The following is a 14,449-nucleotide window of genomic DNA, read 5'->3' as shown; positions in this document are numbered from 1 at the left end:
ATGCGGAATCACGGGAGGCTACGGGGGCCTCCACAGCGGGGGCGCAGGCGGCTAGACCGAGCAGGCTTGCCACGCTTAGAGACAGTACAGCAATAGACTTTTTCACGGCGGATTTCTCTTTCCGTCATGCGTCGCGACATCATCACAACGCTGTGTATGGATGTGGTTGGTAATGCCCAGCTTCGGGCATGCCCACATCCTAGCACCGTTCCCTGGGAAAAGTCTGGGCTCCAGCGGCGCCTCTCCGAACCCGAAATGCCTGGGCAAAATACCGAAGACCGAGAGCACGCGTACGAGAACGCCCCGCACGCATCACGTTCGGATGCGCACGGGGCGAGGTGCCGCGATATTCGAGGCTTCTTATGGATTTTAGTTCGTGACCGAGCTGATCTTCGTCGGCTTCACAGGTTCCTTGGGGACGCCCACGCCGCCTTCCACGGGGGCGGGAAGCTTGGGGGTTTCCAGGGTGTTAATGAGGTCCTTGGGCACATCGCCCTGGTGGTAGGAAATATAGACGGCGCCGCTCCCCTTGACCACGATGCGTTCGCCGTCAGGCTTAATCCTGATCCAGGAACCGTCGGTGTTCACTAGCTCCGCCTCACCGTTGGCCCTTGCACGGCTCCAGCTACCGTCATTCTTGATGCGGATGATGTACTCGTTGTCCTTCCCCGCAACCAAAGTGACCTTGTTCTTTTCTGAGGTGTAGGTCTTACCATCGGCGTTTTCACCCTTCACGACGCTGGGGTCCCCCTCAGCGGCGGGGACTGAACGGGCGTACGCTTTGTAGAGGTTCATGGCGGTCTTCCGCGACTTGGCAGCCCCGTCCTCCTCCGTTGAGTCGCTGCTAGCGGTCTCCTGGGCAGAGGCGCTCGAGGAGGGCTTAGAAGAGCTCTCGCTACTTGCGGATGGGGATTCGCTGGCAGATTGTGAGTCCTCTGCGGAGGGTGAGGCAGAGGGTGAGGCGGAGGCGCTTGCCGATGCGGAATCACGGGAGGCTACGGGGGCCTTCACCGCGGGGGCGCAGGCGGCCAGGCCGAGCAGGCTTGCCAGGCTTAGAGACAATACAGCAATAGACTTCTTCACGGAGACATTCTCTTTCCGTCAAGCGTCGTAACCCGGTCACGACGCCGTGTATGGGTGTAGCTGACGTGCCCTGTCTGGGGCACGGCATCATCCTAGCACCGTTCCCTGGGAAAAGTCTGGGCTCCGGCGGCGCTCTCTAAACCCGAAATACCGGGGAAAAATACCGGAAGCCGAGAGCGCGTACGAGAACGCCCCGCACGCATCCACGGGGATACGTGCGGGGCGAACAGGTCTAGTCAGTCACCGGTTATGGCGATGGGTGCTACTAGTTCGTTGCCACGCTGCTCGGCTTAACGGGGGTCTTCGGAGCGGGGAGATCTCCCACCTGAGCCGGGGTCTTGGGCACCTCCAGGGACTGGTAGTCAGTCGAAACCTCGAAGGTCTTGATATTCACGATGGAAGTTGCGCCGTTCTCATCAACATGGGCCACTTCACCATTGGCCTTGAAGAGGCCCCAGGAGCCCTTCGCGTCCACAGTGACAACCTCGCCCTCGGGGGTCACGCGTAGCCAGCTGCCGTCGCCCTTAATGGCGATGTAGTTACCGTTCTTGGCCTCGACAACAGCGACGCTTCCGTCAGAGGCGGTGTACACGTTGCCATCGGCATTCGTAGTCTTCTTGGCGCTCGGGTCCTTCTTAGCCTCTTCGACAGCTTCCTTGTAGGTCTGGTAGACCTTCGGGCCGTAGCTGCTATCGGTGGCGCCATTGGGCATGGCGGGATTAGCCGACGAACCGCTCGCCTGGGTCTCGGATCCCTTGGCGGAAGCGCTCGAAGTAGACTCGGCCTTAGCGGAGGCACTGGAGGCGCTAGTGGACTCGGCCTTAGCGGAAGCGCTGGAGGAGCTCGAGCTATTCGCGCTTGCAGAGGCGCTTGCAGAGGCGGTAGCGGAGGCAGATACGCTGGAGGTTGCGCTCTGGCTGCTATCCGGGTTCTTCGGGGAGGACCCACAGGCGGCCAGGCCGAGCAGGCCTGCTAGGCTCAGAGACAGTACAGCAATAGACTTCTTCACGGCGGATTTCTCTTTCCGTCATGCGTCGCGACATCATCACGACGCTGTGTATAAACGTGGTTGGTGACACCCGTTTTTGGGCGCGTCCATATCTTAGCACCGTTACCTGGGAAGATTCTGACCCTCATTCTTCCCTTGAACGTAGAAATACCCCGAACGCATCACATTCGGATACGCGCGGGGTATCGAATCCCAGACTCGGGAAGCTATTTCTGTTTACTTCTTCATGGAGTCTGCGACCTCGGAGAACTTACCGATTTTAGTTGCCTTGACAGGAGTTACAGGGGTGCCGTTGAAGCCATCGATACGGCCGGGGGCCTTCGGGGTCTTGATGGCTGACACGTCGGTGCCCTCTTCGAGGGTCTTGGTGTTCATGATGGCGCCGGTGCCGTCCGCCTTAACGACGGTGTAAAGGTTATCCTTAGAGTTGGCCACGGCCCAAGAACCATCCTTGTCCACGAAAACGGTGACTCCATCGGAGCTCATGCTGGTCCACTCACCGTCGCTCATGATGCCGATAACGGTGCCGTCCTTGCCTTCGACGTAGGCAACCTCATCGTTGTAGTATGCGGTTCCGTCGCTACTTTCGGTCTTCTTCACTCCGGGCTTCTCCTGGAATTTCTTCACGAATTCCTTAGCAGCACTGTAGCTTGTCTCGTCCGACTGCTGGGAGTCATCCCCTGCGCCCTTAGATGCTTCCGTGGCGCCGGAGGAATCTGCCGAGGAAGTCTGGGTGCTCTTAGCTGCAGCCTTGGTGGTTTCCGCCGCCGAGGGGCTGGGGGACTGGGCGGCCGCCGAGGGGCTTGCAGAGGCGGTCGCGGATGCAGATGCCGACGCACTTGCGGAACCGCTGGGGGCGGACACTTTGTAACCGCCGCAGGCCACGAGGCCGAGGGCTCCTGCGATGGTCAGGGACAGAACAGCAATGGACTTCTTCATCGTGGTTTCTCTTTTCTGTATGCGCCGCTCTGCGACGGCGCAGTGCGTAGTGTGGCTGTGGTGTACACCAGCGTATCCGGGATACGCCCCCATGCTAACACCGAGACCTGAAAACTCCCTGAAATACTGCGCTTCAGGTGGAGGCCCCTACTCGCACGGGCCCGCTGAGGGCATCCGAAGATACGAAGAAGCCCCGCGCACATCGTCTTGGATGCGCACGGGGCGTCTTCGCTAGTCAGGCGGGCCGTCACGCTCGCGGAGCGTGACTAGCCGCTGTCAGCTCTTTACAGCTTACTTGGGCTGTGCGGGCTTGACGGGATCGACCTTCGCCTTAGCGGGCTTGGTGGGAACCTTCGGAGCCTGCAGCTGAGACTTCTCGCCGCCCATAATGGAGGTTACCTCACCGGAAGCGTCCACGGTTGCCTGCACGCCGGCGTTGGTCTGGATGCTCCAGGAGCCATCAGCCTGCACAGAAACCTGACCCTCTGCATCCTGGCGGCTCCAGGAACCGTCAGCCTGAACAGCAATCTGGGTGTTGGTGGCGTCGTCCTGAACGGTCCAGCTGCCGTCCTCGGAAACCTCGGAACCGCTCACGGAGGTGTTGCCCTTAGAATCCTTGGACTCTGCCTTGGTGTTGCCCTTGTCGTCAGCCTCGGTCTTGGAGGCGTTGCCCGCGGAGTCCTTAGCGTCGACGGTAACCTTGCCGTCCTTATCGACCTTCACGTCTGCGGAGTTACCCTCGCCGTCCTTGGCCTTGACATCAACGTTACCGTTGGCGTCAACGCTCACGTTAGCGGTTGCCGATGCCGATGCGGAGGAGGATGCCTTAGCCGAGGAGCTGGAGGTAGCCTTAGCCGATGCGCTAGGCGATGCGGTAGCCGAAGAGCTTGCGGTGGTGTTCGAGGAGGACTGCGAGCCACATGCGCTCAGACCCAGTGCGCCTGCGAGGGCGATGGACAGAACGGCGGCGGTCTTCTTCGCTGCGGGGGTAATTGCCATTGTTTTCTCCTAGTGGTTGTTTAACACAGGCGGTTGGCAGGGTGAGGTGTTCAGGAAGATTCCACAATATTCGTAAAGAATATTTGAACGTTTATCGGCTAGCCAACCATTTTAATTCTATCGAGAGTTGGGGATTTGACCTATTCAGTGCACAGAGGGTCAAGTCAGGTTTAAGAGCGGGGTACGACCGGCTGTACGGGGTTCACGGTGGCCCCAGCGGGCTTGGCGGGAACGACGGGCACCTGGGTTGTGCCCTGGCCGGTCTGCTTCCAGGTGCCGTCGGCGCTCACCTCAACAACGCTACCCTGGCTGGTCTGCTCCCACGAGCCGTCCGACTTCACCTCAACGGTACCGTTCTGGCCAACGCGTTCCCAGGAACCGTCAGCATTTACCTCAATGACGTCGCCGTTGGGTGCGTGGTAGCTCCAACCGCCATCGCTCTCAATCTCAATGAGGGTGTAACCGTTAGCCGCGCTGATGGTCCCGCTGGCGGTAGCGGTGTTGCCGGTGGTGCCAGAGTTACCGCTATTACCCCTTGAGGATGCGCTCTCCCCTGCCTTCTCATCCACCTTCGCGGAAGATCCGGAGTTACCCGAGCCGCCGTTGACGGTAGCGTTACCGCTGGCATCTGCGGTGACACCGGTGCCGTCGGCGCCGTTGACGGTGATGCTTCCGTCGGCGCCCGTGGTAACGCCGGTGCCGTCCGCACCGGTGACGGTCACGGTTCCGGTGCTCTGGGTGCTACCGGCGGATGCGGTGGGGCTGGCGGTAGGGCTGGCCTTGACGGTCACCTTGCCGTTGCCCGCATTGACCGCGGCATCTGCCGTGTTGCTTGCCATTGCGGTGGCAGTTGCGGTGGTGGTGTTCGAGGTGTTCTGGGTGCCGCATGCGCTCAGGCCGAGAGCGGCAATAGCGGCCAGGGAAAGGGCGGCCGCGCCGGTTCGAAGGCCGCGGCGAGCGCCTGCGGGGTGATTGTCAGTGCGATGCTGATTGTGTCGTGCCATGTGGGGTCTCCTCTGCGAGGCCCCGCGGGGTGCGGGGTGTATGGGGTGTATGGTCGGTGGCAGTTCGAAGAACCCTTCATCGCTCGTCGATGCGGTATTCTCCGTTCCGTTGGTATAAGCCTAAAGTGTGAGTCTAAGACTGAGCTTTAGTTAGCTGTGTTTAAGCTGTGTCACTCACCCTCTGCATAAGTATTTTTCCCAGAGCTCCTTGAAATTCGCGTATTTTCGCTCAGCTCATGCATAGCTTTTATATGTTATGAATAAAATTTCTTAAATTTTTCTGTGTGTCCCGCAAGGATCTCCCCGAAAAACACCCTGACACACAAAGAAGGCCCCCACCTGATGGTGGGGGCCTTCTGCAGATTCAAAGTCTCAAGAATTACTTCTTAGCGACTGCTGCCTTCAGCTTGGAGCCTGCGGTCAGCTTCACGCCGTGACCGGCGGGAATCTGAATGGTTTCGCCGGTCTGCGGGTTACGGCCGGTGCGAGCTGCACGGTCGGTACGCTCAATTGCCAGCCAACCGGGGATGGTGATCTTCTCGCCCTTGGAGACGGAAGACTCGAAAACCTGGAACACTGCGTCGAGGACTGCGTTCACGGTTGCCTGGCTCTTGCCAGACTTCTCTGCAACCTCTGCAACGAGTTCGGTACGGTTCTTAGCCATTAGGGTGCCCCTTCCAGAGACTTAAAAGGTTTGAGTCTAAAGCGAGTGACCGTCGGTAACGACGGAAAACCGTTTAGGAACTAAAATACCAGATTTACCAGCTGGACTTGGTGATGCCGGGCAGCTCGCCGCGGTGTGCCATCTCGCGGAAGCGCACGCGGGAAATGCCGAACTTCTGGAAGGTGCCGCGGGGACGACCGTCAATCTGGTCGCGGTTACGCACGCGCACGGGGGAAGCGTTGCGGGGCAGCTTCTGCAGTGCCACGCGTGCTGCTTCGCGCTCCTCGGGGGTAGCGTTCTCGTCGATCAGGGTCTTCTTCAGCGCGATACGCTTCTCGTTGTAGCGAGCGACGATGACCTTGCGCTGCTCGTTGCGAGCGATCTTGGACTTCTTAGCCATTCTTAGCGCTCCTCTCGGAAGTCAACGTGCTTGCGGACGACGGGGTCGTACTTCTTCAGCACCATGCGGTCGGGGTTGTTGCGGCGGTTCTTACGGGTCACGTAGGTGTAACCGGTGCCAGCAGTGGACTTGAGCTTGATGATAGGACGGAGGTCCTTAGCCTTGGATGCCATTTACTAGATCTTCTCCCCGCGTGCGATGATTTCTGCAACAACAGCATCGATGCCACGAGCATCGATCACCTTGATGCCCTTAGCGGACACGTTCAGGGTTACCTTACGACGCAGCGAAGGAACCCAGTAGGTCTTCTTCTGTACGTTCGGGTCGAATCGACGCTTGTTGCGGCGATGCGAGTGCGAAATGCTGTGTCCAAAGCCGGGAACAGCTCCGGTCACCTGGCAGACTGCTGCCATGTTTCACTCCTTTATTGATTGACTTTTATGACGGTACGCAGTCGATGTTACTCGTGAGCGTCCCGCCACCAATGTAGAAGCACCGGGTTATTCGCCGGGCTAGAGTGTTTGAGATCGTCGCGTGGGTGAGAGGCCACGCATCGATCCCCGCCGCGGGAAAAACGGTGAAGCTTATTAGTGTCGAGAGGCGTTTCCACCACTACGAACAGCGTTAAATTCTAGGTAAACACGGGGGTTCTCGCAAGCTTGCGCGCCGGTATTTACCGTTAAATCCCGCGGAATCTCGGTGTTCTGAGCCGGATGCACCACCTGCGCGAGGGAGTGCGCATTCCGAGGGAGCATGCATGACACGCTACGCCAAACATACCTATCCATTCTAGCAAAATCAGGTATTTTTGCAAGTCCAGATGTTTTTAAGGGATTCTTTAACGCCCCTAGTCAGGCGTTAATTCGCGATTTTAAGAACGGGCGTTCTTTATGTGACCCGCGATAAATTACACCGTTGAAATTCATGTTGTGAGATTAACAGCTTAAGCCGGATTTAAGCCTTAAACAGCCCCGCACCACCGATTCTTGCGGTGTGCGCAGGGCTGTTAAACAGGCTTAAACACGCGTTTAAAGAGCTTTTAACTCTCGTTTTAACGCTTCTGCCCCGGTTTTAAAGGGCGGTTTAGGGGTTCGCAACGGTACGAGTAACGGCGGATTTACCGGTCCAGTTACGGCGTAGATGCGGGCACAAATACGGTACAGATACAGCACAGGGCGCTCCCCCGGCCTACAGTTTTACGCCGTACCGTGAGCCACCGCGCCCCTAGTTCTTCAGCCTAGTTCTTAAGACTTGCCGCGGGGACCCACTCCGGGTACTTGGGGGTCACACCGTCGCCGGAGCTCGTACCCTTCAGGCGGCGACCAATCCACGGCAGGGCAAACTCGCGGACCCAGCGTGCCTCCTGTCCGACCTTCTCACGGGCGGTCAGCTGCACCTCCGGGGGTAGCACCGATTCAGTCACCACGCCGGGCAGGCCCAGCTGCGCCAGCACGCGGGATGCGAAGCGTTCGTGGCCGAGATCGTTCATGTGCAGGCGGTCATCAGCCCACAGTCGCCAGTCAAGAAAGTCGGTCCAGCGCCAGTAGTCGATAATATGCGCACCGTGGTCTTCGGCAATGCCACGCAGCAGCTCATTGTAGGTGGCGGTGCGGCCACGGGTGCGGGCGAAGGGTCCCTGACCCTGCACATCCAGGCCCGTAATGGTCAGAATCGTGATGTCCTGGGCGCGCATGGCGGCGAAGGCTTCGTCGACGCGTGTCATGAGCTGGTCAATATCAACGTTGGGGCGCATAATATCGTTGCCGCCACCGTAGAACGTAACAATGTTGGGGCAGAGGTCGAGGGCTCGAGGCAACTGTTCATCCAGGATGGGGCCGAGCAGGCGTCCGCGGATAGCAAGGTTTGCGTACTGTGCCTGCGGGTCTACTGCGCCGAGACCTTCGGCGACGCGGTCTGCCCAGCCTCGTAGGTTGTTGGGGCGGCGGCGGTCAACGTCGCCCACGCCCTCGGTAAAAGAGTCACCGATTGCTACGTATCGTACCGATTCGCCGTTGAGCTTGCCGTTGGAATCAAGGAGCGGGGTCGTCATTGTGTTCTTCTTTCCGGGCCTTATGAAGAATGACCCTTCTATGTAATAAGCCGGCACACCCGTACGGTGTACCGGCCTCATCGCTTAGTGCGTCCTGTTATCCAGTATCCCACGATGGGGGGCGGGAATCCCAGATTTTGTTGTCTTCACCTTCCCCTCCGCCGCGATTTATTCAGGTATGGATGCGCCCCGCGGATGCGGAACGACCACGACGCTACCGTCATCGAAGGGATCGGTGACCTCGGCCTTTAGCCCGAAAATCTCGTCGAGGTTGGGGCGGGTCAGCACGGTGCCGGCCTCACCCTGAGCGACGATAGACCCCTCCTTCATGGCGACCAGGTAGTCGGCCACGCGGGCGGCCAGGTTTAGTTCATGGAGGACCATAATCATGGTCGTTCCGCGCTCCTCATTAAGTTCGGCAAGCAGGTCGAGCAGTTCCACCTGGTGCGCCAGGTCAAGATAGGTGGTGGGCTCGTCGAGTAGCAGAATATCGGTTTCCTGGGCGAGCGCCATGGCAATCCAGACGCGCTGACGCTGACCGCCGGAGAGCTCGGTGACCTGACGCTCCGCCAGAGACATGGTATCGGTGGCTTCCAACGCCCAGGCAACCGCCTCGTCGTCTTCGGCGCTATTGCGTTTGAAGAGGCCCTGGTAGGGGTAGCGGCCGCGCGAGACGAGGTCGGCTACGGTAATTCCTTCGGGAGCGATGGGATGCTGGGGCATCAGCCCGACCATGCGGGCAAATCCCTTCATGGAGTACTCGTGGGTGGATTTGCCGTCAAGGGTGAAGTCGCCGTTAAGCGGCTTGAGCAGTCGGGAGACACCACGTAGCAGGGTGGATTTGCCGCAACCGTTGGGACCGATAATCGCGGTAATCTTGCCCTTCGGGAACTCGAGGGAGAGGTCTTTGACGATGGTCTTCTCGCCGTATCCGAGGCTAACGTTCTCCACTCTGAGGGTGCGTTCGGTGATTTCCTTCATCGAGTTCTTTCTGCCATATCCGCGGTCTACACACTTAGATTAGCCTAAGCAAGTTCCAAGTTAGTCTATCCTGACCATTCGTTCAAGCGCAGGCGGTTTTCGCGCGGTTTATGACGTTAAAATGCAGAGTCCCCCGACCCGCTGAACGGTTCGGGGGACTCCACAAGGCGCGGGATACTCTAGGGCCGAGGCTAGAGGTTGACCCGGCCTCCCACGAGCCAGCCACCTTCTGCAGCACGTTGGAAGACGGTCTGGGCCATAGTACGGCCATAGGTCTTACTCACGTGGTTATCGTCCAGGTACACGTAGATATTGCCGATTACGGCGCTACAGGTCCCGTCGGGGCAGTAGACATCCTTCAGATCCACCATGACAGCACCCTGGTTGCGGTACTTGTCGAAGACTTCCTTTGCGGGGTTCTCGGCGGCGTACTTCTCGCTGGCCGGACGAGCGCAGGAGCTCTTGTCGCTTCCAGCCTTCTGACCGCACTCGTAGATGTTGAACTCGAAGCGCGGGTTATCGCGCAGACCGATAACCTGGATACCCGCCTCGGTGAGGCGACGGACCGTCTCGTCCAGAGCGGGATCGATCTTCTCCTCGTTGGAACGGGCCTGGGCCGCGGTAGCAACCAGAACCACGGTCTGAGGCTTACGCTTGAGGATTTCCTCGGTCAGCTTGGAGTTGAACTCCGAGCATTCGTGAGTGGCAGTCACGGCACTCGTCGGGTACTGGCAACCACCGAGCAGGTAGGCCTGCAGGTTGGTCTTGGTCTGTTCCGCAATGGGCTTGAAAACGCTGAGAGCCTGCTCTGCGTGGGAGTTACCCACAACCATGGTCAGCGGCGCATCGTCCGCTCCGCTCTTCTGCAGGCTGCAGTAGCTAGCGAGCGCAGCGTCGGAGGGCGCGAAGGCGCCGGTGCAGGTATCGCTGAGCGATTCGTATTGCGCCTTCACATCGCCGCCGGTGGGGATCGGATTATCGATGAGGCCCTGCTGTGCTCCGCCGATAGCGCGCGCGCCCGGATAATTATCGTTGACGGTCTGAACCTGCAACTCGGCGTTGCGGGTGGACTCGGTGTTCTGCGAGGTTAGCCAGGCCTGCGCGATGAGCAGAGGACCGCCGGCCACGAGGAAAATAGCCAGCAGGAAAGCCACCTGGTCGGCCCAGGTTTTCACGGAGAAGACGGTCTTGAAACGCATCTTCATCATGAGCCAGGGAACGAAGGGGTCCTTACGGTAGCGCAGCGGCTTCTCCACGTAGCGGATGAGCAGCCAGGCCAGGCCGATAGAGACCAGGATAATAACCGCGCCCTCGATAAAGTTCACGCGAGAGGTGCCCACAGCCGTGCTGTAGAGAATCAGGATGGGCCAGTGGACCAGGTACAGGGCGTAGGAAATGTTGCCGAGGCTCTGCAGGGGTGCCGAGGAGAGCAGGCGGTCCACGCCCCAGCGGCTATTGGTGCTGCCGGCCATGATGACGAGCGCGCCGGAGAGCACGGGCCAAAGAGCCAGGTAGCCGGGGAAGGCTCGCTCAACCGGCAGGATGGCGCCGCAGGTAACCAGGCCGACGATACCGATCCAGCCCATCACGACGCGTGCGCGTTCGGGCGCCTTCCATTTGAGGGTGAGCATAGCGAGCAGGGTGCCGATAGCAAATTCCCAGAGACGGGTGCGGGTATCGAAGTAGGCAAAACCCTGGTTGCTATTGGTCTCAACGATGGAGAACGTCAGGGAGGCAACAAAGACCGTGTTGAAGACGAAGACCGCGGTCGTGAAGAGGTTCCCACGGTATCGGTGCACAAAATAGGCGACGGCGGCAAAAAGCAGGGGCCAAATAATGAAGATCTGCCCCTGGATGGAAAGCGACCAGAAGTGCTGGAAGGGTGACTTCGCGGCGGCGTTCTGGGCGTAGTAATCCACGGAGCTAAACGCCAGGTTCCAGTTCTGGTAGTAGAAAAGGGAGCTCGTGGCGTCCTGCATCATCTGCGACCAGCGGCTGGGCGCAAGCACAAAGAATGAGGCGATTGTTGTGCTGGCGATAACGACAGTCGCCACGGGCAGCAGGCGCTGGAAGACGTGCAACCAGTAGTTGAAGAGTTTAAGGGGCTTGCCTTCGTTGATCTTGCGCATGAAGGAGAGCGAGAGCAGGAAGGCGGAGATGAAGAGGAAGACGTCCACACCGCCGGAGACCCTGCCGAACCAGACGTGGTAGAGCACGACGAGTAGCACCGCGAAGGCTCGCAGGCCCTGGATTTCGGGGCGGAACCCTCGCGATTCGATGAATTCTTCGAGGGGGTAGTCGCCGGCTTCGCGCGGGCGGATGCTGCGCGGGGTGGAGGGGCGGGTTCCCTGCGGCGCGGGGGCCTGCGAGGTTCCGGAGGTCTCAGACATACATGTTCCTCGGATGGGTTGTGGATGTGCGGGTGCGGGTCCCTAGACGCTGTGGACACTCGCTACAACAAAATCCTGATATGCCCGAGGGTGGTCGGTGCAAATCAGGATCGTGAGAGCCTCCTACCGGATTCGAACCGGTGACCCTCTGTTTACAAGACAGATGCTCTGGCCAACTGAGCTAAGGAGGCAACCCGTCCAGTGTACCCTATTCCCCTGCCTCGGTTCCGCTTAGCCGTCCTTATCTCAGGCCGGTCTCACGGGCCGATGGTCCGACCTTCACCGGTGTCTCATTGAAACTCCGCATCACGCATAGTTCTCGAGAGCGGTTAAAGACCGGGGGCCCGGCAACCGTTGCCGGTTGCCGGACCCACCGAGGGTACATTACTTCTTCTTGGCCTCAATCTTGCTCTTGAGGAAAGCGCTGAAGTCGTTGCTGGTGTACTGGTCACCGTCTACGAAGACGGTGGGGGTACCCTGAATACCGTTGCTTGCGGATTCGGCGTTAACCACGTCCACAAGGGGACGCCACTTGTCTTCGTTCATGTCGGAGCCAATGGAAGCACCGTACTTGGATGCGATATCGGCGATCTGCTGGTTGTTCATGTCGCCGGTGCCCTGGTGTGAGAAGATCTCACGCTGGTAGTTCAGGAAGTTGCTGGTGCTCACCTGGTTTGCCACAGAGTATGCAGCTGCCGCGTTACGTGCGGAGTATGCGGTGGGCGAGGAACGGTCCAGGAAGGTTAGGTTGCGGATTTCCAGGGTGATAGTGCCGTCTTCGACGAGCTTCTGGATTTCTTCACCGTACTTAGTCTCAAACTCTGCACAGTGCACGCAGTTGTAGTCCTGGAAGATGGTCACGCGCACGGGCTGACCGTTCTTGGCGGCCTCTTCAGCCGTCTGCACGCCCGGGGGCAGGGTGTTGACGGCTGCCGCGGTTCCGTTGACCATGGGGGTCACGGAGGAGGTTGAGGTGGCCAGCTGCTTGAAGTCGCGGGTCTCCTGGGTGGAGGAGTTTTTGACGATTCCGTCCTTGGTCAGCACGATACCGCCGTATTCGTTGGCGCTGGCGGGTACGGGGCCGCTCTCCGCAATCTTGTTGTTCTTGTTACCGTTGACTACGACGAAGCCGATGATACCTACGATAACGAGGACCACGGCGAGTACGCCGAGCTGGAGCCAGCGGCGGCTTGCCTTGCTGGGGCTCTTTTTAGCCTGCTGCGCCGCAATCTGACGGGCTTTTTCGCGGGCGTCGGTCGACATGCCTGCTCCTTTGGTTGGGAATATGGGTTGGCGGTTCATCCACTTCTTCTAGCCTACTCGGTGGGAGTATGCTTCTGCCCGATAAAGATTCAGGTGCCCCTGTGCTCTTCCAAGCTGGGCAGGTCTGTATCTCTACCGGGCGTTCTAGAGCTCAGCTTCCTGCCGCGTATAGCAGCTGAAAGTCATGTCGAGCAGTTCCTATCTCGAGGACAGGTTCTGTCTTATCTCTAGTGTGGACGTACCGCGCTACCCGTCTAGCCTACCGAATGGGTGCCTTATCGGCTAGTTAATACCCTGTCTAAGAAGCTGTGAATCGTGTTCTCACGCTCTCAGCATATTTTCTCTGTAAACTTTTGTAGCATTAGGAAGTGCCCCTCCCCACTACATGGGCCGCAAGGCTCCCATCCGGTTCGGCTCACTACCGCTAGGGGATGTTGTAGACTTCTACTCCCCCAATGAACGGACGGGTGTCAAAGTTCCCCTTCCACTCCACGCTCAGGCCGTGCTTCTCCAGTACAGGGATAATCGTATCCTTCATGAGCTCTACGGAGAGCTTCTTGTGAAGGGCACTGATCTCTTCCTTCTGCGCATCACTCAGCGCATTCCATTCATTTTCGTCCCTGGGGTAGGCGAGGAACGAACCGAACCCGACGTAGGTGCCGCCGCTCTCTGCGAGGCTTTCGGCGTCCTGCTGGTGGAAGTAGATGTACCCCTTCCATTCACGGCTATTGTCGATTTCATCCCAGATTTCTGCGGATGCGCAAGTACCGCAGCAGGTGAAGTTCTGCCGTGCGATAACCCCTTCTTCTTCCAGTGCTGCGAAGGCACGGTTAAGGTTCGAGTTCTTCTGCATCTCGGGGGTAATACCCAGCTCAGCGGCGAATGCACGACGACGCTTGATGAGCTCTTCCACGTAGCCCTCTACACGCTTTTCCCAGAGCTTGCTGTCTTCATTCTGCCCATCGTATTCCAATCCGAGTACGTCCATCACATTATCGGTGATGGTTTCTACGTACAGACCGGTATCGGATTCGCCCATGAACAGGAGGGGCCAGATGGGCCAGAGCAGCTCGGCTTCGTCTTCTTCGTTCAGTCCCCATTCTTTGGGGAGGGGCGGGTCGAGGCGCTCTTCGCTCCAGCGTTCGTAGATGCTCTTCTCATCAGCCATGACGGTTGCTCCTTTGCGTATTCTCCACTCATTCGGTAGAGGTATGGACTGCTCTTGTTGTTAAGGTATCAAGACTTTCTCTACCGTGCCCTCTACCTCGTCATTCGGACGAATCTATGACAGCTTCCAGAGGTTCCCTGTACCGCCTAAGACCTGTCTCCTAGACTCCAGCCATGCTCCTCAGCTTCTTTGCTTGAAGGAGCAATCTTTCGCTCTAAGAGTTTTTGGGTACACAAAAAGAGGGGAAGACCTCTAAGGTCTTCCCCTCTTGAATAAAAAACCCGCGGCGACCTACTCTCCCACACCCACAAAAGTGCAGTACCATCGGCGCAAAGAGTCTTAGCTTCTGGGTTCGGAATGGAACCAGGCGTTTCCCTCTTGCTATAACCACGGAAAATCTAGCGAATAACTTCGTTACTCAAAATTTCCGAATAAAAAGCCTCAGCCTCCCGAAGGAAGCCCAGGGTTATTATCCAAAAACCATACAGTGAACGCAAAC

The 14,449-nt window shown here is 58.6% G+C and carries 14 protein-coding genes, 1 tRNA gene and 1 rRNA gene; all 16 read right to left on the bottom strand.

The window, feature by feature from the left end; translation table 11 throughout:
* Positions 1–369: 369 nt before the first annotated feature.
* The 16 genes from HMPREF2874_RS09140 to rrf all read right to left on the bottom strand — a co-directional run bounded on the left by HMPREF2874_RS09140 (position 370) and on the right by rrf (position 14,345).
* Positions 370–1,083 (bottom strand): hypothetical protein, encoded by a 714-nt coding sequence (locus tag HMPREF2874_RS09140; RefSeq protein ID WP_070648809.1) that lies wholly within the window; start codon positions 1,081–1,083, stop codon positions 370–372.
* 265 nt (positions 1,084–1,348) lie between these two features.
* Positions 1,349–2,092: a transcriptional regulator gene (locus HMPREF2874_RS02310; protein WP_070648808.1), complete on the bottom strand. Its 744-nt coding sequence runs from the start codon at positions 2,090–2,092 to the stop codon at positions 1,349–1,351.
* Between the two features lie 216 nt (positions 2,093–2,308).
* Entirely contained in the window at positions 2,309–3,031 is a 723-nt protein-coding gene (locus HMPREF2874_RS02305) for a preprotein translocase subunit SecD (RefSeq protein ID WP_070648807.1), read from the bottom strand.
* 291 nt (positions 3,032–3,322) lie between these two features.
* Positions 3,323–4,030 (bottom strand): hypothetical protein, encoded by a 708-nt coding sequence (locus HMPREF2874_RS02300; RefSeq protein ID WP_070648806.1) that lies wholly within the window; start codon positions 4,028–4,030, stop codon positions 3,323–3,325.
* 170 nt (positions 4,031–4,200) lie between these two features.
* Positions 4,201–5,034 (bottom strand): hypothetical protein, encoded by an 834-nt coding sequence (locus tag HMPREF2874_RS02295; protein ID WP_070648805.1) that lies wholly within the window; start codon positions 5,032–5,034, stop codon positions 4,201–4,203.
* Positions 5,035–5,413: 379 nt separating this feature from the next.
* On the bottom strand, positions 5,414–5,698 hold the full coding sequence (locus tag HMPREF2874_RS02290; RefSeq protein ID WP_049334027.1) for an HU family DNA-binding protein: 285 nt from the start codon (positions 5,696–5,698) through the stop codon (positions 5,414–5,416).
* A gap of 94 nt (positions 5,699–5,792) precedes the next feature.
* Positions 5,793–6,098, bottom strand: a complete 306-nt coding sequence (rpsN, locus tag HMPREF2874_RS02285; RefSeq protein ID WP_005506731.1) for a 30S ribosomal protein S14 — start codon at positions 6,096–6,098, stop codon at positions 5,793–5,795.
* Positions 6,099–6,100: 2 nt separating this feature from the next.
* A complete protein-coding gene (gene rpmG / locus HMPREF2874_RS02280) occupies positions 6,101–6,271 on the bottom strand; it encodes a 50S ribosomal protein L33 (protein WP_004005967.1) in 171 nt (56 codons plus the stop codon).
* A gap of 3 nt (positions 6,272–6,274) precedes the next feature.
* Complete coding sequence (rpmB, locus tag HMPREF2874_RS02275; protein WP_004005966.1) at positions 6,275–6,511, bottom strand: 50S ribosomal protein L28; 237 nt, start codon at positions 6,509–6,511, stop codon at positions 6,275–6,277.
* Between the two features lie 824 nt (positions 6,512–7,335).
* Positions 7,336–8,148 (bottom strand): SGNH/GDSL hydrolase family protein, encoded by an 813-nt coding sequence (locus HMPREF2874_RS02270; protein ID WP_070648804.1) that lies wholly within the window; start codon positions 8,146–8,148, stop codon positions 7,336–7,338.
* Positions 8,149–8,316: 168 nt separating this feature from the next.
* Positions 8,317–9,129, bottom strand: coding sequence for an ABC transporter ATP-binding protein (locus tag HMPREF2874_RS02265; protein ID WP_070648803.1), 813 nt, complete (start codon positions 9,127–9,129; stop codon positions 8,317–8,319).
* A gap of 191 nt (positions 9,130–9,320) precedes the next feature.
* Complete coding sequence (locus tag HMPREF2874_RS02260; RefSeq protein WP_070648802.1) at positions 9,321–11,519, bottom strand: acyltransferase family protein; 2,199 nt, start codon at positions 11,517–11,519, stop codon at positions 9,321–9,323.
* A gap of 117 nt (positions 11,520–11,636) precedes the next feature.
* A tRNA-Thr gene (locus HMPREF2874_RS02255) sits at positions 11,637–11,710 on the bottom strand.
* 193 nt (positions 11,711–11,903) lie between these two features.
* On the bottom strand, positions 11,904–12,782 hold the full coding sequence (locus HMPREF2874_RS02250; protein ID WP_049334023.1) for a DsbA family protein: 879 nt from the start codon (positions 12,780–12,782) through the stop codon (positions 11,904–11,906).
* A 424-nt stretch (positions 12,783–13,206) separates the two neighbouring features.
* Positions 13,207–13,950, bottom strand: a complete 744-nt coding sequence (locus HMPREF2874_RS02245; RefSeq protein WP_070648801.1) for a DUF6891 domain-containing protein — start codon at positions 13,948–13,950, stop codon at positions 13,207–13,209.
* A 278-nt stretch (positions 13,951–14,228) separates the two neighbouring features.
* Positions 14,229–14,345, bottom strand: a 5S ribosomal RNA gene (gene rrf, locus HMPREF2874_RS02240).
* Between the last annotated feature and the right edge of the window lie 104 nt (positions 14,346–14,449).

It is taken from the genome of Rothia sp. HMSC068F09 (assembly GCF_001812775.1).
Taxonomy (GTDB): Bacteria; Actinomycetota; Actinomycetes; order Actinomycetales; family Micrococcaceae; genus Rothia; species Rothia mucilaginosa_A.
This window is presented reverse-complemented; position numbering and strand designations above follow the sequence as displayed.

Bases quoted from the DNA above. Each gene is read 5' to 3' on its own strand.
- HMPREF2874_RS02305 (WP_070648807.1), bottom strand. From the start codon at position 3,031: ATGAAGAAGTCCATTGCTGTTCTGTCCCTGACCATCGCAGGAGCCCTC.
- HMPREF2874_RS02260 (WP_070648802.1), bottom strand. From the start codon at position 11,519: ATGTCTGAGACCTCCGGAACCTCGCAGGCCCCCGCGCCGCAGGGAACC.
- HMPREF2874_RS02290 (WP_049334027.1), bottom strand. From the start codon at position 5,698: ATGGCTAAGAACCGTACCGAACTCGTTGCAGAGGTTGCAGAGAAGTCT.
- HMPREF2874_RS02265 (WP_070648803.1), bottom strand. From the start codon at position 9,129: ATGAAGGAAATCACCGAACGCACCCTCAGAGTGGAGAACGTTAGCCTC.
- HMPREF2874_RS02245 (WP_070648801.1), bottom strand. From the start codon at position 13,950: ATGGCTGATGAGAAGAGCATCTACGAACGCTGGAGCGAAGAGCGCCTC.
- HMPREF2874_RS02300 (WP_070648806.1), bottom strand. From the start codon at position 4,030: ATGGCAATTACCCCCGCAGCGAAGAAGACCGCCGCCGTTCTGTCCATC.
- HMPREF2874_RS02250 (WP_049334023.1), bottom strand. From the start codon at position 12,782: ATGTCGACCGACGCCCGCGAAAAAGCCCGTCAGATTGCGGCGCAGCAG.
- HMPREF2874_RS02270 (WP_070648804.1), bottom strand. From the start codon at position 8,148: ATGACGACCCCGCTCCTTGATTCCAACGGCAAGCTCAACGGCGAATCG.
- rpsN (WP_005506731.1), bottom strand. From the start codon at position 6,098: ATGGCTAAGAAGTCCAAGATCGCTCGCAACGAGCAGCGCAAGGTCATC.
- rpmG (WP_004005967.1), bottom strand. From the start codon at position 6,271: ATGGCATCCAAGGCTAAGGACCTCCGTCCTATCATCAAGCTCAAGTCC.
- HMPREF2874_RS02295 (WP_070648805.1), bottom strand. From the start codon at position 5,034: ATGGCACGACACAATCAGCATCGCACTGACAATCACCCCGCAGGCGCT.
- rpmB (WP_004005966.1), bottom strand. From the start codon at position 6,511: ATGGCAGCAGTCTGCCAGGTGACCGGAGCTGTTCCCGGCTTTGGACAC.